The organism is Microcoleus sp. S36a_B3 (genome assembly GCF_036700745.1).
In the GTDB taxonomy this organism is placed as follows: domain Bacteria; phylum Cyanobacteriota; class Cyanobacteriia; order Cyanobacteriales; family Microcoleaceae; genus Microcoleus.
In genome coordinates this window covers 289,562-310,399 of the sequence record NZ_JAUBPN010000004.1, presented here as the reverse complement: position 1 = coordinate 310,399, position 20,838 = coordinate 289,562, and the positions used below count along the sequence as shown (strand labels likewise).

Annotated in this window: 19 protein-coding genes; 16 read left to right on the top strand and 3 right to left on the bottom strand. The window is 42.1% G+C overall.

Annotation, left to right across the window (positions count from 1 at the left end; all coding sequences use genetic code 11):
- Window positions 1-11: 11 nt before the first annotated feature.
- A complete protein-coding gene (locus tag QUA01_RS07225) occupies window positions 12-1,484 on the bottom strand; it encodes a polysaccharide biosynthesis/export family protein (RefSeq protein ID WP_333088308.1) in 1,473 nt (490 codons plus the stop codon).
- 206 nt (window positions 1,485-1,690) lie between these two features.
- On the opposite strand from QUA01_RS07225, the gene QUA01_RS07220 reads away from it, so the two are divergent.
- The 6 genes from QUA01_RS07220 to QUA01_RS07200 all read left to right on the top strand — a co-directional run bounded on the left by QUA01_RS07220 (window position 1,691) and on the right by QUA01_RS07200 (window position 8,165).
- Entirely contained in the window at window positions 1,691-3,109 is a 1,419-nt protein-coding gene (locus QUA01_RS07220; RefSeq protein WP_333088306.1) for an O-antigen ligase family protein, read from the top strand.
- Between the two features lie 130 nt (window positions 3,110-3,239).
- On the top strand, window positions 3,240-4,577 hold the full coding sequence (locus tag QUA01_RS07215) for a flippase (RefSeq protein ID WP_333088303.1): 1,338 nt from the start codon (window positions 3,240-3,242) through the stop codon (window positions 4,575-4,577).
- Window positions 4,574-5,788: a hypothetical protein gene (locus tag QUA01_RS07210; protein WP_333088300.1), complete on the top strand. Its 1,215-nt coding sequence runs from the start codon at window positions 4,574-4,576 to the stop codon at window positions 5,786-5,788. The genes QUA01_RS07215 and QUA01_RS07210 overlap by 4 nt, the downstream gene beginning before the upstream one ends.
- Window positions 5,789-5,909: 121 nt before the next feature.
- Window positions 5,910-6,206 (top strand): transposase, encoded by a 297-nt coding sequence (locus QUA01_RS27330; RefSeq protein WP_442921526.1) that lies wholly within the window; start codon window positions 5,910-5,912, stop codon window positions 6,204-6,206.
- Window positions 6,207-6,208: 2 nt separating this feature from the next.
- Window positions 6,209-6,670 carry a transposase gene (locus tag QUA01_RS07205; RefSeq protein ID WP_333088298.1) on the top strand — a complete coding sequence of 154 codons (462 nt, stop codon included), beginning with the start codon at window positions 6,209-6,211 and terminating at the stop codon, window positions 6,668-6,670.
- Window positions 6,671-7,355: 685 nt separating this feature from the next.
- A complete protein-coding gene (locus QUA01_RS07200; RefSeq protein ID WP_333088296.1) occupies window positions 7,356-8,165 on the top strand; it encodes a class I SAM-dependent methyltransferase in 810 nt (269 codons plus the stop codon).
- Window positions 8,166-8,437: 272 nt separating this feature from the next.
- Here the strand turns inward: QUA01_RS07200 and QUA01_RS07195 are convergent, their stop codons facing one another.
- On the bottom strand, window positions 8,438-9,637 hold the full coding sequence (locus QUA01_RS07195; protein ID WP_333088294.1) for an ISAzo13 family transposase: 1,200 nt from the start codon (window positions 9,635-9,637) through the stop codon (window positions 8,438-8,440).
- A 343-nt stretch (window positions 9,638-9,980) separates the two neighbouring features.
- Between QUA01_RS07195 and QUA01_RS07190 the strand changes: the two genes are divergently transcribed.
- The 10 genes from QUA01_RS07190 to QUA01_RS07145 all read left to right on the top strand — a co-directional run bounded on the left by QUA01_RS07190 (window position 9,981) and on the right by QUA01_RS07145 (window position 18,923).
- Window positions 9,981-10,913 (top strand): glycosyltransferase family 2 protein, encoded by a 933-nt coding sequence (locus QUA01_RS07190; protein ID WP_333088292.1) that lies wholly within the window; start codon window positions 9,981-9,983, stop codon window positions 10,911-10,913.
- Between the two features lie 33 nt (window positions 10,914-10,946).
- The gene (locus QUA01_RS07185; protein WP_333088290.1) at window positions 10,947-12,200 is read left to right on the top strand and encodes a glycosyltransferase family 4 protein; all 1,254 of its coding nucleotides are present in this window, start codon (window positions 10,947-10,949) and stop codon (window positions 12,198-12,200) included.
- 289 nt (window positions 12,201-12,489) lie between these two features.
- The gene (locus tag QUA01_RS07180) at window positions 12,490-13,398 is read left to right on the top strand and encodes a glycosyltransferase family 2 protein (protein ID WP_333088288.1); all 909 of its coding nucleotides are present in this window, start codon (window positions 12,490-12,492) and stop codon (window positions 13,396-13,398) included.
- A gap of 1 nt (window position 13,399) precedes the next feature.
- Entirely contained in the window at window positions 13,400-14,560 is a 1,161-nt protein-coding gene (locus QUA01_RS07175) for a glycosyltransferase family 4 protein (RefSeq protein ID WP_333088286.1), read from the top strand.
- A complete protein-coding gene (locus tag QUA01_RS07170; RefSeq protein ID WP_333088285.1) occupies window positions 14,560-15,789 on the top strand; it encodes a glycosyltransferase family 4 protein in 1,230 nt (409 codons plus the stop codon). The genes QUA01_RS07175 and QUA01_RS07170 overlap by 1 nt, the downstream gene beginning before the upstream one ends.
- 66 nt (window positions 15,790-15,855) lie before the next feature.
- Window positions 15,856-16,926 (top strand): NAD-dependent epimerase/dehydratase family protein, encoded by a 1,071-nt coding sequence (locus QUA01_RS07165; protein ID WP_333088282.1) that lies wholly within the window; start codon window positions 15,856-15,858, stop codon window positions 16,924-16,926.
- A gap of 197 nt (window positions 16,927-17,123) precedes the next feature.
- A complete protein-coding gene (locus QUA01_RS07160) occupies window positions 17,124-17,966 on the top strand; it encodes a WecB/TagA/CpsF family glycosyltransferase (RefSeq protein WP_333088281.1) in 843 nt (280 codons plus the stop codon).
- 316 nt (window positions 17,967-18,282) lie between these two features.
- On the top strand, window positions 18,283-18,444 hold the full coding sequence (locus tag QUA01_RS07155; RefSeq protein ID WP_333088279.1) for a hypothetical protein: 162 nt from the start codon (window positions 18,283-18,285) through the stop codon (window positions 18,442-18,444).
- A 9-nt stretch (window positions 18,445-18,453) separates the two neighbouring features.
- Window positions 18,454-18,681, top strand: a complete 228-nt coding sequence (locus QUA01_RS07150) for a hypothetical protein (protein ID WP_333088277.1) — start codon at window positions 18,454-18,456, stop codon at window positions 18,679-18,681.
- Window positions 18,651-18,923 (top strand): hypothetical protein, encoded by a 273-nt coding sequence (locus tag QUA01_RS07145; RefSeq protein ID WP_333088275.1) that lies wholly within the window; start codon window positions 18,651-18,653, stop codon window positions 18,921-18,923. Before QUA01_RS07150 ends, QUA01_RS07145 begins: the two co-directional genes overlap by 31 nt.
- A 270-nt stretch (window positions 18,924-19,193) precedes the next feature.
- Here QUA01_RS07145 and QUA01_RS07140 read toward each other — a convergent pair whose 3' ends face one another.
- Window positions 19,194-20,402 (bottom strand): glycosyltransferase family 4 protein, encoded by a 1,209-nt coding sequence (locus QUA01_RS07140; RefSeq protein ID WP_333088273.1) that lies wholly within the window; start codon window positions 20,400-20,402, stop codon window positions 19,194-19,196.
- Between the last annotated feature and the right edge of the window lie 436 nt (window positions 20,403-20,838).

Below are 20,838 nucleotides of genomic sequence, written 5' to 3'. Positions count from 1 at the left end.
CGGCCGCATTCTTACCTGAATAAAAATCGGAGAACGTTTATAAAATTTAACACCCCCGTAGCTGGCCCGACAGGCCCGATTACAGCGTTCATGCGATCGACAAAATTGACGAGACCCTTGCGAGATACGATAATCATGTCGTTGTTACGAAGTTGAGGATTGGTTTCTTCGTTAATTCCTTGAGTTAAATTGACTTCGATCGTCCGTTTAGTAGCTGTACCGTCCTGATTGAGGCGGACTAGCTCAACTTTATCCCTTCTAGCTCTGGTATTCTCGTAGCCAAAAAATCCTCTGGAAACTAAAGCTTGATTCAGTGTGGCATTAGCTGGGAGCCTCAAGGGATCGAGGGATGTTCTGAGTTCTCCTACTACAAAAACGTTAATGCCGGTGGGAGCAAAGTTAGTGCTCGCGAGTACGCCAGCTTCTGCAGGGTTGACGATCGTAGCTTTGGGCACGATGATCGTGTCTCCCTCCTGGAGGATTGTATCTTGGGTGCCGTCGCCGGACTCTAGGAACTGCCACAGGTTGACTGGGATAATTTGTTCGCCTCTTCTGGTGACGCGCCGCACTTGGATTTGTCGGATGTCGGCATCGGAGGTGATGCCCCCAGCTAGCTGAATCGCCCGGATGACGGTGGGAAAACCTTCGCGGCTGAGGTCGTTTGTGGTGTTGCCACCGATGACGACGTAAGCCCCCGGCCTGGTGACTTGACCAACGATGGAGATCGATCGAGGTTTTTCTGGGGGTGGCGAAAAGTTGGCCGTCGCAAATTGACGAGCTTCTGCTTGGTTGAAGTTGGCGACTGTGGGAACCACGATTGTGTCTCTGTCTTGCAAAATGATGTCTTGAGAGATGTCTCCTTCTTGCAAGAATTTCCACAGGTTGACGTTGAGCACTTGATCGGGGCCGTCTCGTTGGGGACGGCGGACGCGGATGTTGCGGATGTCGGCGACACCCGTGACGCCTTCTGCGAGTCTGATCGCTTGGGTGACGGTGGGGTACTGGACACTCGGCGTGGCTCCCGGCCCGGGAGTTAGGGTAATGGTGAAGTTCCCGGGCCGGGTGACTTCTCCGATGACGCCGACGTTGAGGGGGCGGGCGGCGACGAGGCTGACTGTGACAATGGGGTCTTTGAGGACGCGGCGGTAGGCGTTGCGGATGATGTTGGTGGCTTCTACTAAGGTGCGGCCACGGACGGAGACCAAGCCGATCAGGGGCAGGTTGACTGAACCGTCGGAAAGGACTTCGTAGCCGCGGCTAAGTTCGGGTACTTCGAGTATTTCTACTTGGATGCGATCGCCACCCCCGAGTTTATAGCTTTCGGGGTTTCTCCTGATGGGCGCAACGGTCGGGGCTTGGTCAGCGCCTAGCGGGATGGGCACTTGTGCCGGGGTGCTTCTGGGGTCAGCGATGACTGTGGAAGCAAACAAGACCAAACCCACAACCGACGGGGCGATCTGTCTTGGAAAATGGGTGTTAACCATAGGGCACCTAATTTTATTCACTATGATTTATATAAGTTTAGCCTTTTTAGTGCTGGGCCAAAAGCTGATTATTTTAAGCGATCGCCCAAAAATCGGATGCTGTATTTTTGCTTGATGACTAATTTTTTTGTTAGCGTGGTTTCGGGTTGAGCGCTATATTTTAGATATAGATAACTTGACCTATTTTTTGATAAAGGAAAGCAATTATGACTGAACCCGTGTCTAAAGCGAATATGCTGAAAGGGCTGATCTTAGGAAGTTCTTCATTGACATTAATTTTGATTGCTATATTCGCGATCGTGACTTTGTTATTGTTTCAATTGGCCAGCCGTAAAAAAATAGGTTTAGTTTGGGAAAAAGCCTTTGCTGTTTTTTATATTTTCATCTCTCCTTTTTTGACACAAGTTCCTTTTAATTATTTTCATTTTATTAATTTGCAAGACACAAAAGGCGGTTTTTTAAAAATGATACCTTATTTTTTTTACCCGTGGGTAGTATTTATTTTATTATCTAGAATCAAATTATTTGGTAGCAATTTTATTGATTATTTTTCCAAAATATTGATTATGAATCCTTTTTTTCTACTTTATATGTTAATGCCATCACTGTCTACATTGTGGTCTATATTTCCTGAACAAACACTAAGATCTGGTCTAGCTTTTTCAGCATTTACGGCTTTCGGATTTTACTTAGCAGCCCAATATAAATGGGAGGATCTATCTCATTTTTGGCGGTGGGGATACACGGCACTGGGTTTGGGAAGTTTTATAATTAAACCACCGGGAGCAGGCGACTTTGTAGGTCTGACGCAATCTAAAAATTCCCTCGGTGGAGTCCTAGCTTTATCTACGGCATTTTGGTATTTGCATTATTCTCAAGGAGCTAAAACTCGGAAAGAACGCTGGATTTCTTTGGCAATGATATTCTTTTCTTTTTACCTGGTGAGAGCTAATAAGTCGGGAGCTGCTCTAGTTATTACTATCATATTAATCATTGCTGTTTCCTCGCTAAGTTTTCTAAAAAAATTAAGTTTTCAGTGGGCATTTACTGCGATTATATGTTTCCTGGTGGTCAGCATAATTATGACGGTTTTTGTACTAGACAACCTAGAGGATATTGTGGTAGGTGGGTTAGGCAAGGACTTGACTCTAACTGGGCGAACCGAATTCTGGCCGCAGTTAATTGATGCGGCCAACCAGCGCCCCTGGTTTGGCTACGGATACGATGGCTTTTTTCAACAAGATAAGTTAGGCCCCGCTACTCCTGCTTATTTTATTTATACTACTAATGGATTTCAACCAAAAAATCCTCACAATGGTCCGATCGGGATATTGTTAGCCTTTGGTTGGCCTGGATTAATCTTAATGATGATTTCCCTGCTGCTAAATTTGGTTTATGCCATCCGGTATTTGAGTCGTAGCACGCTGGAAGAAGCGGGAATGCCTATTTGTTTTCTGGTTTATCTTATTATGAGCAACATCACAGAAAGTTATATTTTGGGAACCGGAAATCCTTGGCTGAGTTATGTAATGTTGACAGTTCGACTTGCCCTAGATAATGCTAGTAACACTTCCAACAGTAGCAGCAACCCTCCAAGGCGTTCTGTAGCTCGCACTGTCGAATGAAATAAAGTTCCTTGCGCGTATCGCAGATGTGCCAAGCTGTGCGATAATATCATCTTACGAGTCTGATTTTGCTTGATAGCCAAGTGTTCCACAACCGCCTTTATCTTTTTTAAACACTTAAAATCTTCTGATGTTAGACAAATTAGCTGGGTTAAGTCAAAAGCTTGGGCCTGGTCTGCGCCAGGTACTAAGCAACATAGCTTGGCTGTTCACAGACCAAATCTTGCAGATGGGTCTGGGTATGGTGGTTGGTATTTGGGTGGCTCGGTATCTTGGTCCCGCTCAATTTGGCTTGTTGAGCTACGCCCTTGCCTTTGTGTCTATCTTTAGTGCAGTAGCCTCAATGGGATTGGGCAGAATCGTCATCCGCGATATCGCTAGCAACCCTGAATGCAAAAATGAGACCCTAGGAACTTCCTTCGGACTGCAATTTATTGGTGGTCTGATTACTCTGGTGTTAACTGTCACCGTGATTTGCCTACTTAAGCCCAATGACAGCCTGACTCGCTGGCTAGTGGGAATCATCGCCGCCGGAACTATTTTTAATTCTTTTGAAGCCATAAATTTTTGGTTTCAGTCCCAAGTCCAGTCAAAATATACAGTATTGGCGAAGAATTCGGTATCTTTTTTAGTCGCCGCTGTCAGAATTGGGTTGGTAACATTTAAGGCTCCGCTACTTGCCTTCGCCTGCATTAGATTGATAGAGGTGGCAATGGTAGGAATGGCTTATGTATATTTTTATCAGCTTACTGGCAATAAAATTAAGGATTGGCAATTCAGTTGGGAGCGGAGCCAGGAATTGCTCTGGGAGAGTTGGCCTATAATTTTGTCAGGATTGGCAGTTTACGTGTACTCGAAAACCGATCAGATAATGCTCGGTTCTATGAATAAGAATGCCGAACTGGGGTATTATGCTGCGGCTGTTAAAATTTCAGAAATCTGCGATTTCTTGCCAATGATACTATCTAGCTCTATTTTTCCCAAATTAGCGAATTTGAGACATAATAATTATCAAGAATATCTAAATAAATTTCAAATTTACTCGGATATCATGATGTTTTTTTGGTTAGGAGTGGCAATCCCGATTTCATTGCTTTCTCCGTTAATAGTGCATTTGCTTTACGGTGATAACTATGCGAAGTCAGCAGCAGTTTTGACACTCTATGTTTGGGGGCAATTTGGTACTAACTTTGGGGTAGCGCGGAGCACATATTTTACTATAGAAGGTCAGTTGCGCTACGGTTTTTACTTGACTGTGGTTGGATCTATTTTAAATGTGGGGTTAAATTTGCTACTGATTCCTAAGTATGGAGCTCTTGGCGCAACTGCAGCTACTCTGATAACTTATTTTTACATGATCATATTAGTCAATTTCATGATTAAGGAATTGCGGCCTTTTGGAAGATTTATCTGGCGCTCTCTCAACTTATACGAGGCAGCTCGTAGAATCAAAGGATTAATACAGTGATTGAAATTAAACCCAACATCCAACAGCGATCGAATTGCCCCTATTGCGGAACAGAACTTAATCCCAAAACTCTTTTGTGGCAGGGAATTCATATTGTTATAGATTCTAAGTGTGGCGGATGTGGCAGCGAAATCATCGACGAGCTCAAAGTAGGTCATGGAGTCATAAACTCCCTGCAAGTCGATTTAAGGAAAGCAGCAGTTTTTGCGGAGAATGCTTTCGCAAAGGATTGGTTGGGGAAAGCGTTACTCAACTCACTCCAAAATCCTCGATCCGAAAAACTTGAGATTGCAAAAGAAATTTTTAAGCCCTGCAAGCGAGTAATCATTTTAAACTGTATCGATCATCTTTATGGTCACTCCCTGTTAAAGTTGCTAAATGCACAAAGGCACTTAGACGACAATCCTGAGTGTGGATTAGTGGTGATAGTTCCTAAGTTTTTAAGGTGGATGGTTCCGGATGGAGTTGCTGAAGTCTGGACAGTGCCTATTTCTTTACAAAATGGTCAAAATTACTATCCCAGCTTCGCTGAGTTTGTTGAGAAAGAAACTAAACGTTTTGAAGAAATTTACGTCAGTGAAGGTTATTCTCATCCAAGTCGGTTTGACATCACGCGGTTTAGTGGAGTACCCAAACATAACTTTGAGGAGAAAGAAATAAAGATTACTTTTATTTGGCGGGAGGATCGTCTGTTAGTTAACCCTTTGCTCTTGCGAGGTCTTAGAAAGCTGAATCAAGGAGAAATGGCACTGCCATTGCAAAATTTGAAAATTCAGCAGTTATTTGAGAAAATTAGGTTGCAAGTACCTGAAGCAAAATTTGCAGTGGCTGGTCTGGGGACAAAAACTAAGTTTCCAGAATGGATTGAAGATTACAGAGTGGAGACTTTTAATGAAAAAATTGAAAAGGAAATATGCCGTGTTTATTCAGAAAGCCGCTTAGTAATTGGTCTTCATGGCTCTAATATGCTGCTGCCTTCTAGCCATGCTGGCATGACAATTGATTTGATAGATGGGCGGTGGCCGAACTTTGCCCAAGATATTTTATACCAAGAAAGCGACCCTAGAATGGCTAGTTTTCGCTATAGATTTTTGCCGTATCAGACTAAAAATGATACACTGGCATTCATAGCGGCTGTTATGCTTCTAAGTTGGTCTAAGTTTAAATCCCGGATGACTGCCGATGTTGTTAATTCAGATGTTGAAGAGTAGTAGAAAAGAGAAAGAAGTAAAATGTTAAGTGGCGATCGGGAACTTAGAACCCATTTGAGATATTTAGGGCGATAGAGTATGATAGCCAGAAGTAATGGAATGAAACTAAGTCAGGGCTAAAATGGGGTATTCAACCGATGTGACAGATCGAGAGTGGGAAATTATCGAGCCGTTGTTACCACAAAAAAAGAAAACCCGACCACCAGTGTGGACAAAGCGGCAAATCCTGAACGGGATATTTTATCAACTCAAAAATGGTTGCAATTGGGGGGACTTACCTAGAGACCTGCCACCCTATTCTACTGTATTCTGGCATTATAAGCAGTGGTGTGAAGATGGCATTTGGAAAAATATCATGACGGAGTTACACGGAAGAATGCGCGAACAAGTAAAAAAAAACCACAGTGGACGACCTTGATCATGATCGATTCGCAAGCAGTGAAGAACACTTGTAATGCTAGTGTTGAATCTAAAGGTTTTTGTTTTTACAAAGCGACAAATGGGATTAAAAGACATCTAGCGGTAGATATATTAGGCTTTCCTTTCTTCACTCACCGCACTCCTGCCAATGTATCTGATGACCAGGGATTGATTGAGATGCTCTCCCACAATATTGATTACTTCAAATCTCAACCGCTGGAACTTCCAAAAATTACCATCTTGCTAGATAATGGTTATCATCCTGACAAGCTGACCCAAGCATTGGAACTGATTTACCCGGAAATCATGACCAAGATCCAATTGCAACTCTCACCTAAACCGTCGAAAGCAGAAAAGGAAGCCAAAGGCAAATCAGGATTTGTGCCAGTTAAGGCTAGGTGGGTGATTGAGAGATCTAATGCTTGGGTAGAGCGATGCAAAAGCAAGCGTCAAAAACTTTGACCGGACACTTGAACGGGCAAATGCCAAGCTCCAGCTTTGTTTTGTCCGCTTGATGCTCCTACGATTAGCTGTAAGTTAGAAAGATCTCAAATGGGTTCTATAAACCTGTACCAATTGATCTATCTGAAATTTAAAAGCCTCAAATCCTCACTGTGCCGTACAAACAAGCTGTACCAAATAATCCATGCTATAATTGGTACAGTTTAATTTTCACTTCTTTAAGTTTTTGAGTAAGGATTCAGGTCACTGAACTCCTTGCTGGGCAAAGACTTTAGATATGGAGCTTGATGCTAAATAAATCTCTATTCTCAATAAAGGACAAAAAATGACAGTTTTTCGTCCTTTATTGACAATCAACCACGAAAGACAAAAACCCTTATTTTGCCCTAAAACCCTTGCCAGACAAGCGTTGGAGCCCCAAGTTTTTAGACCTGAATCCTTACGTTTTTGAGATACAAAAAAAGTAGTTCCCACAATCCTTATAATCCATGCTATAAGTGGTACAGTTTAATTTTCACTTCTTTAAGTTTTTGAGATACAAAAAAAGTAGTTCCCCGAATCCTTATCCAGTAAAAGTTTCAGCCTTAGCGTAAGTTTCTGTACGACTGCTCATTTACCACCTTAATACGAGCAAGTGCTATTATACTCTCACATCAATTTTTTATACTTGAGGAGAATTGAATATATGTTATGTCCTATTTGTGGAAATCCATCATCTAAAGATTTTGTGTCCATACATAATCATGATATTTTTAAGTGTCATTTTAAAGATTGCGGTCATTTATTTATTGGGGATAAAATTGAGGGCCAAGGTGTAATGGAACAACCGGATGCTGACGAGCTTTATGAAACATATAAAGATAGAAACTACCAATTGATAAGATTTTGGGAAAAAAGAGATTTTATATCTGGAAACAAAAGCGTATTAGATGTCGGGGCTGGAACTGGACATATTTTAAGAAGTTTGAAAGATGTATTTCCTAATATTTCAATAACTTGCATAGAACCAAGTAAAAAAAACCAACCAAATTTAATAAATTTTGGTTTTAAAGTGGTTGATAGTTTTGGAGATTTAACCGAAAAATTTGATGCCATTCTGTTGATGGAAGTTGTTGAACATGTAAACAATCCGGTAAACTTTTTGTCGCTATGTAAAGCAAATTTAAAAAATAGTGGCAAGATTTTTTTGACTACTCCTTGTGGTGAACTTAGAAATGGAAGTCGGGATACAAATGCATATGACACAAAAGAACACGTACATTTTTTTACTGAAAAGTCGTTAGAGTTAACATGTAAAAAAGCTGGTTTGCCCGTAATTAAATTAGAAAAAATTCCTGAGCTATATCCAAAGGAAAAAAGTGAAAGTAAATTGAAAGACTATATCAAAAACTACAAAAGCAGAACAAAAAATTACATCAACACTTTACGTTTTCAAGAAAGTATAAATCCGAAAGTTGGATTCTATCATCTTGTAGGATTTATAAAACCCATTTGAGATCTCTGTCTGTAGCTGCAAGCCTTATGCCCTTATAGGTTTCATCTCTTTTGCTATCATGGCTCCCTAGTTTTGCGCCCTGTGTCCACTGGGTTCCTGAAAACAGCTTTACTGTCCGCCTTGTATTCCAAGAAAAGATCCCAAATGGGTTCTATATTTATGTTAACATCTCTATTCCTAACCCGAGCTAACTCTTGCAATTATGCCTCCTGGGCTGATTGTATCATAACCAGTAGTAATTAGAGACCTCCACAAAAAGAATGATCCAATAGCTATGTGGGTTTAGCGAAAATTTCTACAAACCATTTGTGAAGATTGGGGAGACGATGAATCTGGGTTTCAATTTCTGCCATAGCTAACTCCGAAAGTTTAACTCCTGTGGAGTAAATTGTTTCTACCAATGTCACCACTGGATTTTTATCCTTAAATGTGAGAGTTTTGGCGAAATTTACAACAGTCTCAACAGTGTCAAGTAAACTACCATTCCAATGCTTTTCTAACCAACCAAAACAACGTTCTATTGGGTTATATTTACTATGATAGGGCGGATCATAAGCTAATTGTAACGTCAGTTGAGATTGTTGGGAAAAATCTAAAATTCGTTTCATAAACTGAGTACGACGAGAATGATTTTCCGGTCCATTATCCTGATTGATGACCAATTTTTGAATGTGACTAAAACGGTGTTTAACAGTTTGCCACCAACTTTCAAGTAAGTCAACTATACAATCAGCCGTCAACTTAGAAGTAACGAAGAATAAAAATAGCTCATTGTACTCAGGCAGAAAAATACCATAGGGAATCACACTTGATTGAGTCGAAAAATCGTGGTCAACTGCAATAGTTGGCGTCCGATTTTTACCACCTCTATCAAATTCTCCAATCTTGACGGAAGCTTTGGCATCAATGGAAATTCGGAGAGTATTTGGGTTATTATCGGCTGCTGTATTGACTTGTTCAAGTTGTTCAAAAATGGCTGAGGTCTCGGGGATTTTTTTGACTGGTTTAGTTTTCAAAACTCGTTTTAAGGTATAACCCAAATCATTCAATCTTCTTCTAATTGTTTCGGCGCTCGGTAGTTCTTCATCACTATAACCAAATTGTTTAATTAATTGACGACGGACTTCATTGGCAGTCATGCGCGTATATAATCGTGTACTCTTAAAGCTAGGATCAGTTTGACTGTGTGGGTCTACTAACGATGTAATATCTTTCAATAAGTTGGGTAATTTTGTTTCAACCCGCTTTCGTCCACTGCGCTTGAAACCATCGACAATTGGCTCACCACTTTTCAATTCTTTCATCCCTTTACGGATGGTCCGTCTATTCCATCCTAACTCCCGTTCTACTAACGTTTGTCCACCTATTCCTAAATCTTTGACTACCGATGCCATGAATTGTCGTCTGTCTGTCCCCTTGAGTTTTTTAGCTGTTTCGATGTAAAGAGATTTGGCGTGTTCGGTCAGTTTCATGATAGATTTTAGAGACATAAGATAGGCTGCACACTGAAATTATATTTTGACTATTATAGGATCAATCATTCTGTGGCGTTCTCTTACTGTGGATGAAGGGCAAGCAATTCTAAATTTAAGATTAGACAACCGTAAGGCAGCCGGAGATCAGGACTAGGATAGAAGTTGGACGCTCACAGAAGAGACGATTTAGGCACTGAGACGGCTAAGTTTTTTGGCTTTGATGGGCTACTGGTAGGCAACCATAGCCCCAGTCAAAGATCGCCGGAAGCCAAATCACAATACCCTCGAGACGATTGTGGAAAGCGTAGTATAATTAAAACCATTAAATAGAGTCCAAGAAATGTCCAATTACAAAATCCAAACACCTGTCGCTTTTATCATTTTCAAACGTCCAGATACAACGGCTAGAGTATTTGAGGCAATTCGTCAGGCAAAACCCCCCAAATTGCTAGTAATTGCTGACGGCCCGCGTCCAGATAGGCCGGGGGAAAATCAAGAATGTGCTGCGGCTAGAGCTATTATTGACCAAGTAGATTGGGACTGCGAAGTTTTGACAAATTATGCTGATGTAAATCTAGGTTGTCGGCTGCGGGTTTCTAGCGGTCTAGATTGGGTTTTTGATACGGTTGAAGAGGCAATTATTCTTGAGGATGACTGTCTCCCTCATCCTACATTTTTCCGTTTCGCTGAGGAATTGCTCGATCGCTACCGAGACGACCAGCGAATTCTGTCAATCTCCGGTCAAAATGTTCAGTTTGGGCGGAGAAGAACTGATTATAGTTACTACTTTTCTCGCTACAATCACTGCTGGACCTGGGCGAGTTGGAGGCGAGCTTGGCAGCATTATGATTTAGATATGAAGCTGTGGCCAGAAATTCGTGATGGGAATTTTTTGATGGATGTACTGGGAAATACTAATTCTGTCAAAGTCTGGACAAATATTTTTCAGCTTTGTTATGAAGGGAAATTACAGAGTTGGGCTTATCAGTGGACATTTGCTAGCTTTATTCAAAATGGTACGAATATTCTTGCCAATGTCAATTTAGTTTCTAATATCGGACATGGTGTAGAGGGAACTAATACGGAGGATGTGAACAGTCCTTACAGTAATATGCCTGTAGAAGCTATAACATTTCCAATGAAACACCCGCCCTTTGCAATTCGGGATAGACAAGCAGATAATTTTACTGAAAATACTTTATATGATTACGATCCGCCGTTGTTAAGGAAGGTACACAAAAAAGTCAATAAACTTTTGAAACAAATCAGGTAAAATTAGCTATAAATCTATAGGATAGGTGGGGAGATGAAGGTTTTACTTCTCAATACTTCTGATACTGAAGGCGGTGCAGCCCGCGCGGCTTATAGACTGCACCAAGGTTTGCAGGGGATTGGGGTGTCTTCGCAAATGCTGGTGAAAAATAACAATAGTGGCGATCTAAGTGTAATCTCGGCAGGGCAAGCGTTGGCTAAGAGTTTTGATAAGATTATTTCAGTTTTATCAAATTCGCCATTGCGGCTTTATCCTGAGAGAAATTCTGCGATTTTTTCTCCCCAATGGCTGCCGGACTCTCTGGCTGCGAAAGTTGCTAACATCCAACCAGATATTATTAACCTGCACTGGGTTTGCGGGGGTTATATGCAGGTAGAAAGTGTTCCAAAGTTTGATAAACCTCTAGTTTGGACGCTGCACGATATGTGGCCTTTTACGGGTGGATGTCACTATAGCGAAGAGTGCGATCGGTATACTGAATCTTGCGGTAGCTGTCCGCAACTGCACAGCAGCAAAGATTGGGATATGTCGCGGTGGGTGTGGCGGCGAAAAGCAAAATCTTGGAAAAATCTTAACTTAACTTTAGTTAGCCCTAGTGCTTGGTTGGCTAAATGTGCTAGTTCTAGTTCTTTGTTGAAGGATTATCGAGTTGAGGTGATTCCTAACGGTATCAATACTCAAAAGTACAAGCCGATAAACCGCGAGTGGGTGCGAGAAATTCTGAATTTACCTCAAGATAAACAAATTGTACTTTTTGGCTGTGCGAGCGGAACGGGCGATCGCTGGAAAGGATTTAATCTGCTAGTATCGGCTTTGCAAAGCCTCAGTAAATCGGGCTGGAGCGATCGTATAGAGTTGCTAGTTTTTGGCTCTTCAGAGCCGTCCAACCCGATTGAACTAGGTTTTAAGGCACATTACTTAGGTAAATTTGCTGATGATATTTCCTTAGCAATAGTTTATGCAGCAGCAGATGTCTTCGTCGCCCCTTCTATTTATGATAATTTGCCGAACACGGTGATGGAAGCCTCAGCCTGCGGTATCCCCAGCGTCGGATTCAAGATCGGGGGAATGCCAGATCTGATAGATCACTGCTCCAATGGATATTTAGCTAAACCTTATGAAACAGAGGATTTAGCGCGAGGGATTGCTTGGGTGCTAGAAGATTCAGAGCGACACCAAAAGCTTTGTCGCAATGCACGAGAGAAAGTTGAAGCAAAGTTTACCTTAGAAGTGCAAGCTCGCGAGTACCAAAAACTGTATGAAGAAGTTTTATATACTGCTAAGTAAGTGAAACTAATTAAACGCAGAACTTCTCTGGTATTGATTATGCCATTTTTGAGGTGTTTATTAGTATATTTTCGGAGAGGCGACGTGTTGATTTATACAATAATTTATTAGTAAATTATTGTCTGGGGAAATCTGGAAAAATCAAAAAATCAGCGATCGAGTAAATATCTTGATAGTTGCGACAGATTAAGTTAATAATTGGATAGCACTCGAAGTCGATCGGCATTGTCGATGGTCAGAGAGCAGTTTTCTACTAATTTTTCACCAATAGCAAAATCTTCAAATATAGATGGAGCAGATGAGTATAGCAGTCCTGATGACTTGCCATAACCGCAAGTTAAAGACTTTGGCCACTCTAGAGTCGCTCTTTAAGCAAATATTAACAAGTGAAGTTGCACTCAATACTTATCTGGTAGATGACGGCAGCACTGATGGCACAGCCGAAGCAGTACAGCAAACTTATCCTCAAGTCAAGATTTTTTCTGGAGATGGGAACCTATTTTGGAATGGGGGAATGCGCGGGGCTTTCAGCGAAGCAATGAAACACGATCCCGACTACTACCTGTGGTTAAATGATGACACTATTATTTATTCAAAAACAATAAGTGTTTTGCTAGAAACCGCTCAAAAATTATCAGAAAAAGGAGAAACCAAAGCAATCATTGGCGGTTCAACCTGCGATCCAGAAACTGGTCAAACAACATACGGCGGTGTGGTGCGAAATAACCCTTTGCACCCATTTCGATATGGGATCCTAGAACCAACAGAAGATCCTCAAATGTGCGATACTATGCACGGAAACTGCGTATTAATTCCCCGCAGTGTTGTGCAAATAGTCGGCAACCTCGATCCGGCTTTTGTCCATTATATTGGTGATTGGGATTATGGTTTACGAGCCAGACAGAAAGGATGTACAGTTTGGATTGCTCCGGGCTATTTAGGTACTTGTTCCCTCAACCCCCAAGTTACCAAAATGGCTGCTGAGAATTTAAGCGAAGGATTAGATAAAATGAGTAAACCGAAAGGTTTATCATTCAAAGATGCTACCCTGCAACCAGCTCAAGAGTGGAAAGTATTTGCTCAACGGCATGGTGGGTTGTTGTGGCAAATTTATTGGCTGCTACCTTATCGCAGGTTAGTTTTGCTCTCAGTGTTGAGTAAACTGGGATTGACTAAAAACAAAACTCAAGGTGAATAGGATGGTTGACAAAAATGAAGTTCGCATCGCTTGGCTCGTTCCTTCTGCAGAGTTTGGGGCCTATTGGCCACCGGTTTTACATGAGCTCAAAAAACTAATTCCGAACACGATTTTTTATACAGGTCGCCTTTGGCCTCGCTACGATCCGGAAGCTGCTGGTACAGAAGTAGTCGAAGTTGTGGGAGATACACAATTCATCGCCACCCAAAAGATAGAAATGGGGTACAGTCGTGGTTATATTAAAGCTACTCCTGCGATTATTTTTCCTCTTTTAAAATTCAAGCCCCAGGTCATTTTTGCTAGTGGATTTTCGATCTGGACATTGGTAGCTATAATTTTTAAGCCTATAGGGAAATGGCGACTGGTTTTAGTTTATGAAAGTAGTTCCCCGAATGTAGACTTTCGAGATTCTAAGGTGCGATCGACGATTCGACGATGGATGGGTAAATTTGCGGATACCTTTGTTTCTAATAGTCGCCGAGGTAAAGAATATTTGGTTGAAGTGATTGGGGCAGCCGAAAGTAAGATATTTGCTCAACCTTACATGGTTCCTGATGCTAAAGCTTTGGTAGAAAAAATAGACAATAATAATTCTATCTCTTTGTCATTCCCCCACCCAATTTTTCTGTGCGTGGGTCAAGTAATTTCTCGCAAAGGGATTAAGAATCTGTTAGAAGCTTGCACAATTTTGCAAAGCCAGGGATACTCGAATTACACAGTCATTATCGTTGGAGATGGGGAACAGCGATCGGAACTAGAAGCACTTACAAAAGAATGGGATTTAGAAAAACAAATTGTTTGGACAGGGTGGATAGAATACGGATACTTGGGATCTTATTTTCTAGAAGCTGATGCGTTTGTTTTTCCTACGTTAGAAGATACTTGGGGAATGGTGGTGCTAGAAGCGATGGCATTTGGTAAGCCGGTTTTGTGTTCAAAATGGGCTGGGGCTTGCGAAATGATCGTTGAAGGTGAAAATGGTTATATTTTTGATCCCTATGATTCGGAAGGTATGGCAAATGCGATGCGGAACTTGATTGATTGCCCCCAAAAGTTAGTAATTATGGGCCAAAAATCTCAGCAATTGATCGCTGAACATACACCAGAAAATGCTGCGAAATTAATAGCCGATGTGACTTCGCTAGTATTGGGGAAAAGTTGATGAAAATTTTATTATCTGCCTTTGCTTGCGAACCCAATCTGGGTTCCGAAGAGGGAGTGGGATGGAATACAGTTATCCAATCTGCTAAGTATCACGAAACTTGGGTATTCACTCGGACATTTTGTCGATCGTACATCGAAGCAGAACTAGAAAAAAATCCTGTACCCAACCTGCACTTTGTTTATTTCGATCCGTTTGGGTGGAGTGAAGATTGGAAGGGAAAACAAGGATTGCTGCAACTTCACTATTATTTGTGGCAAATCTGGGCTTATTTTATAGGTCGAAAGCTCGATCGCGAAATTGGTTTTGACATAGTACAGCACGTAACTTATGTCAAACATTGGTCTCCAAGTTTCCTAGCACTGTTGCCGCATCCTTTTATTTGGGGGCCTGTGGGGGGTGCAGAAGCAGCACCAAAGCCTTTTTGGGAAGATTTTAGCCGCCGGGGCAAAATTTACGAAACCCTGCGAGCATTGGCTCAAAGTGTAGGAGAACGCGATCCGTTTGTGGGGCTGACGGCGCGCCGCAGTGCGGTGGCGCTGGCAACTACAGAAGAAACAGCGGCAAGACTGCGATTTCTCCAAGCAAAAAACGTGAGAATTTTCTCGCAAGTCGGTTTATCGCAGCAGGAAATTCAACAACTAGAAAAATCTCCACCCCCCCCGGAGCTACCAATTAGATTCATCAGTGTCGGCCGTCTATTACACTGGAAAGGAGTGCACTTGGGACTCCGTGCATTTGCAGAGGCGAAGCTGGAAAACTCGGAATATTGGATTGTCGGAGACGGCCCGGAAAAAGAGCGTTTAGAAGCTTTGGCAACAGAATTGGGACTGGGAAATAAAGTACATTTTTGGGGTGCTCTATCTCGAAGTGAAACCCTTTTAAAAATGGGTGAGTCTCACGTTCTCCTCCATCCGAGTTTGCATGACTCTGGCGGTTTTGTATGCACTGAAATGATGGGGGTTGGCCGTCCGACAATTTGTTTGGATTTGGGTGGCCCGGCTACTCAAGTGACTGCCCAAACAGGCATTAAAGTCGCTGCTACCGATCCCGATCGCGCTGTGAAAAGTCTAGCAGAAGCTATAGTGTGTTTGGCGAGCGATCCCAACTTGCGATCGCGCTTGGGTCTAGCTGGTCAAAAGCGCGTCAGGGAAATTTATGATTGGGATGTCAAAGGTAAATTCTTTGCCGAATTGTGCGAAGATCTAATCAAAGAAAAAATTGGATAACTTCTGATATATTCGGATGTATTCTAGCGCCAAAAAATTAAACAAGATTTGTGAGGAGAGTGAAACGTGAGCGTTGCAATCATTACTGGCTCGGCGGGATTAATTGGCTCGGAGGCTTGTAAGTTCTTTGCCAAACAAGGCTTAGACATAGTTGGCATCGACAATAATATGCGCCAGTTCTTTTTTGGTGCCGATGGTTCTACCAACTGGAACCGCCAACAGCTAGAAAAATCTTTGGGAACCAAGTATTATCACTTAGATGTTGACATTCGCGACTACGAAGCTATTACCAATATTTTTCAGCGGTACGGAGATTCGATCGAATTAGTAATTCACACAGCAGCCCAACCCAGCCATGATTGGGCTTCCCGTGCTCCGAAAATAGATTTTACCGTCAATGCCAACGGCACTCTCAATCTTCTAGAAGTAACTCGCTTGTACTGTCCTAAAGCTGTTTTCATTTTTACATCTACTAATAAAGTATACGGCGATACCCCCAACAAATTGCCTTTAGTTGAATTAGATCATCGATGGGAAATAGAAGCAGGTCACACTTACGAAAACGGCATTCGGGAGGATATGTCTATCGACCAATGCCTGCACAGTTTGTTTGGTGCTTCTAAGGTAGCCGCTGATATTTTAGTGCAAGAATACGGTCGATATTTTCAGATGAACACCGCTTGTTTTCGCGGCGGCTGCCTGACGGGACCAAATCACTCTGGAGCTCAACTGCACGGCTTCCTCGCCTACTTGATGAAGTGCGCCGTGACGGGAACTCCCTACACAGTGTTTGGCTACAAAGGCAAACAAGTCCGCGATAACATTCACAGCGCAGATTTAATTTCGGCATTTTATGAATTTTATAAAGCTCCCAGAAGCGCCCAAGTTTATAATACAGGAGGAGGCAGATACAGCAATTGTTCGATGTTAGAAGCCATCCAGATGTGCGAGGAAATTGCGGAACGTACATTTAATTGGACTTATGCTGAAGGAAATCGCATTGGCGATCACATTTGGTGGATTAGCGATAATTCAAAATTTTCCAGTCACTATCCTGACTGGCAAATGAAATATAACGTTAAACAAATCCTACAGGAGATTTATGAATGTAACCGCGAACGCTGGCTGAAAGAGTGATCGCAGGATTGAACGGGTACAAAAAGGATGTGCTGGCAATTTTTGTAAAAGACCTCTTGCACTCAATCGCAGATAAGATCAAATTATCTGCGTCGATTAGTGTTTATCCACTTAAAATCTGCGGTTAACAGATCGAATATTTGTGCAAGAGGTATAAAGAATTGAAAACAAAGTTAAACAAATTTTAGAGGATATTTATGAATGTAAGTGTCGTTGGCTTAGAGAGGTCTTCCAATATCGATTTAGGAAAAAAAAATGTACTCGGCATATTAGTAAATGCCGTTAATTATGAAGCGGCTGTCAGCACAATTATTGCGGCAGCCAACGCCGGAAAACCACTGTCAGTTTCGGCTCTAGCGGTTCACGGGGTAATGACTGGGGTGCTTGACAGCACTCACCGCTATCGGATCAATCACATTGATTTAGTATTGCCAGACGGACAGCCGGTCAGATGGGCGTTAAATTTGCTCTACAATACGGAATTGCCCGATCGAGTTTGTGGGCCAAATGCAATGTTGAAAATCTGCGAGCGCGCCGCCGAAGAAGGATTATCTATCTATTTGTACGGCTCTCAAGCTTCTGTACTGGAAGCTTTATCTCGCAATCTCTGCCAGCGTTATCCCAAGTTAATTATTGCTGGAACTCAGCCTTCTAAATTTAAGCAGGTTTCGCCGCAAGAAAAACAGGAAATTGCCCAGAAAATTCGCAACAGCGGTGCAGCAATTACTTTTGTCGGTTTGGGGTGTCCGCGACAAGAAGTCTGGGCTTACGAATACCGTGATGACTTATCAATGCCGCTGATTGCTGTAGGTGCAGCTTACGATTTTCACGCGGGTAATTTGGCTAAAGCTCCTGAGTTTTTATCTAAGATAGGTTTGGAATGGCTGTTTCGGATGATTAAGGAGCCCAGGCGTCTCTGGAAGCGGTATGTATTGTTGAATCCGCTTTATATTTCGCTGTTTTTACTGCAAGCTTTGAAAATCAAAAAATTCGACCCCAAAGATGCCACGCCGCCTGTGGAAGAAGTTTTGTATGGTTGAATTTCTTCTGTTGTAAATTGTTGATTTTCACAAATAAAAAGCCAAAAGCCAAACCTAGAAATAATAATTAATTATTTTGACTTTCGACTTAAAAATTGTGACGATTTAAATCTAGAATTAATGGGTTGTTTTCTATAAATTTTGTTGGGCTTGCTTTGTAATGTTGTTTCCGATGGCATCGGCATTATATATTTGAATTGTCTATAGTGCCAGCACCTCAAGAACGATCGCGATTTAGCGCGCCAAGAGGGGCAATGCAGAAGACATTGGTTTGTCGTTGTTGGGGCTGGAAACTTCCCGGATTCCGCAGCTACTTTTGAGTCGTGCGACCGGAGAATTTGCGATCGCCCCAGACAGCGCAACTTTAGCCAATCCCCAAGCAGACAGCATCGCCATTTTATCCTTGACACCAAACGTAAAACCTTTAGACTTCATGCCATCATTTCGGAGAGTATTCAGCTTCACACCCGACGGCTGAGAATCGGCAATGCTGAAGTACAACAGCGATTTTACACAGTCAATTTTTTTAGTAACAAATCAGGAATTGCAAAAAGAACTAATCCGCACCGCCGGAGAATTGATCGACTGTCAGTTTGACCCCAGAACTCCTCAGCTTTACTACTTTTTAACCAGACGGAAGCCTGGGAAAGATTTTTCCGAACAATTCACCTTGAAGCAATTGATTTGCAGACATTTGCAGTACAACCGCTGTTAGTTTTGCCCGACCAAGTGGAGACAAAAATGAGCCTGTCGCCCGACGGGATAGAATTGCTGTTAGACCGCGTAGTGGCCCAGAAATCGGAACCTGTCGCAGGAGATTTGAGAACTGATTGCCCAAGTGCGATCGCCCTTTCAACTCTAATACTTTTAAAATTCAAAAATGTACCGGCCTCTAATAATTATCCCTCACCTCAAGAACTGCGTCTAAAAGGATGCCTCCCCCGCTGGCTGCCCTAAAAAATAAAAAATTAGATAGGTTTGTAGTGAGGAAGACTGTCCTATTTTTGATGAATAAATCAGAACTATTTCTTCTGAATGTAGGCTTAATTCCAATCAAATCGCCAGACACAACATCAAATCATGTCCGGTCGATTAGCATAACAAAAACAGTTCGTAGTGCAGACTTGACTCCAGGGCCTAGGAGTGGAGTTAAGTCCGCACTACGAGCCCTACTCATTGCGGTCAATAGATCAGACACGACATCAAATCTCGAACCCACAGTTTTCTTCAGGCAGCTTTTCTCATCGACATTGACTTATCAGCAACCCGCTGCATATGTTCTGCACGAGCTTTAAAAGTTTTCTCAAATGTGTGCTTTTCAGCAAACCTCAGCGACTTAAAAGACATAGCTTTGATGACTTCTCGGTTGTAGCTGAGTTGAATAATTTTCTGCGCCATCAGTTTAGGTTTATCCATCGGTACCATCCATCCCGTTTCAGACATTTCTGAAATTCCCTCGAATGCTTCATTCGAGTAGCCCACAATCGGCACTCCGCAAGACATTGTTTCTAAATAAGTACACGAGGGGTCGCCCTGCCGGTGACAGCACACAAACAAATCGATATTGTCCTTAACAAAGGGGAAAAACTCGGTCTTAAAGTCCGGGACACCAAGCATTTTCACGCAATTCTGAAGTTGATGGGCTGCTATGGTGTCGTGCATCATCTTTTCTAAGTCGCCAGCACCGCTAATGAACATTTCAAAATTTGCTCCCCGTTTCTTAAGTTCTAGAGCAACATTCAGTAAATGATCGGCTCCCTTCATTTTAATCAGGCGGCCAGAGAAAAGCAGCCGCAGAGGCATATCTTCAGAGCGGTTGTGAGTCCGCATTTCAATATCCCTGTCAGTTGCTAGCATATCCTCGCTAATCCGCGTGTCAAAGAAAAGCATCGAATTGCGATTGAGGTTCAAGTAGTCTTTATAGGTAGGAGTACCGTTGCACTGCAAACCATCCGCAGTTGCGATCGCCGCCCGCTGCTGAATTTCTTGATTTTTTTCCCAAGCCATTCTCCGCAAGCGTACAATCGGGTTTTTGGTATTCACGCTCGCAATTTGTTTGCGAGTTTTCAGAGTATATTCAGAAACGTAAATACATGGCACTCCAGCTAAGTTGCAAATATTGCTGATATGGTTTTGTCGGTATCCCGGCACTGCCAATACCAGAGAAGTATTGTGTTTGTGCAACAAAGCAGGCGTGATTAGATCGAAGGAAATCACTTCTAATTTGAATGGTAGTTTATCGATATCGAAAACTTTGCAATCGAGATTATTGTTACCTGTTTGGGTCTCTTCCATCATCACTGTAATCGAACCATCCCAATACTTGGTTAATTCGACAACGGCTTCGTCCAGCTTGCGGGTGAGTAAAACTTTGCCATCTGGCAAGAGTTTCGCTGATAGGGGTTGTAAAATAGTCAAATTGTTGTTTGAAAACATGGATGTACCTTCTTTTGTATGGAGTTTTATTTTGATCGTTTGTCTGCATTAATGCTTGTAATTGCTCGGATAGCGCTAGATAAAAGCTATGTAAAACTGTAAGATTGCTTCCTTGCACCGAGATTTTAGCAATGACATATCGCAGGTAGTTTTCCACCTCGACATGAAGCTAGACAATTAAAAAATGAAAGTGAGAAAATTAGAGTTTCTACTCGTTGATCCGGTTGCGAAACTCAAAGCTTGCCTTGCTGTTATTGAAGTTGAAAGTTCTTAAGATAGCGGATTGATATCTCTCAGCTTTAGGAGCCTCAACTTAATTCCTAAAAAAGCTAATTCTACGTACTGATAAATTCACTAAAGACTCGATGGGCTGTTGCCTCGAAATATAACACACAGTCAGAACAGCGCATGGGAAAGTAACGTAAAGAAGCAATAG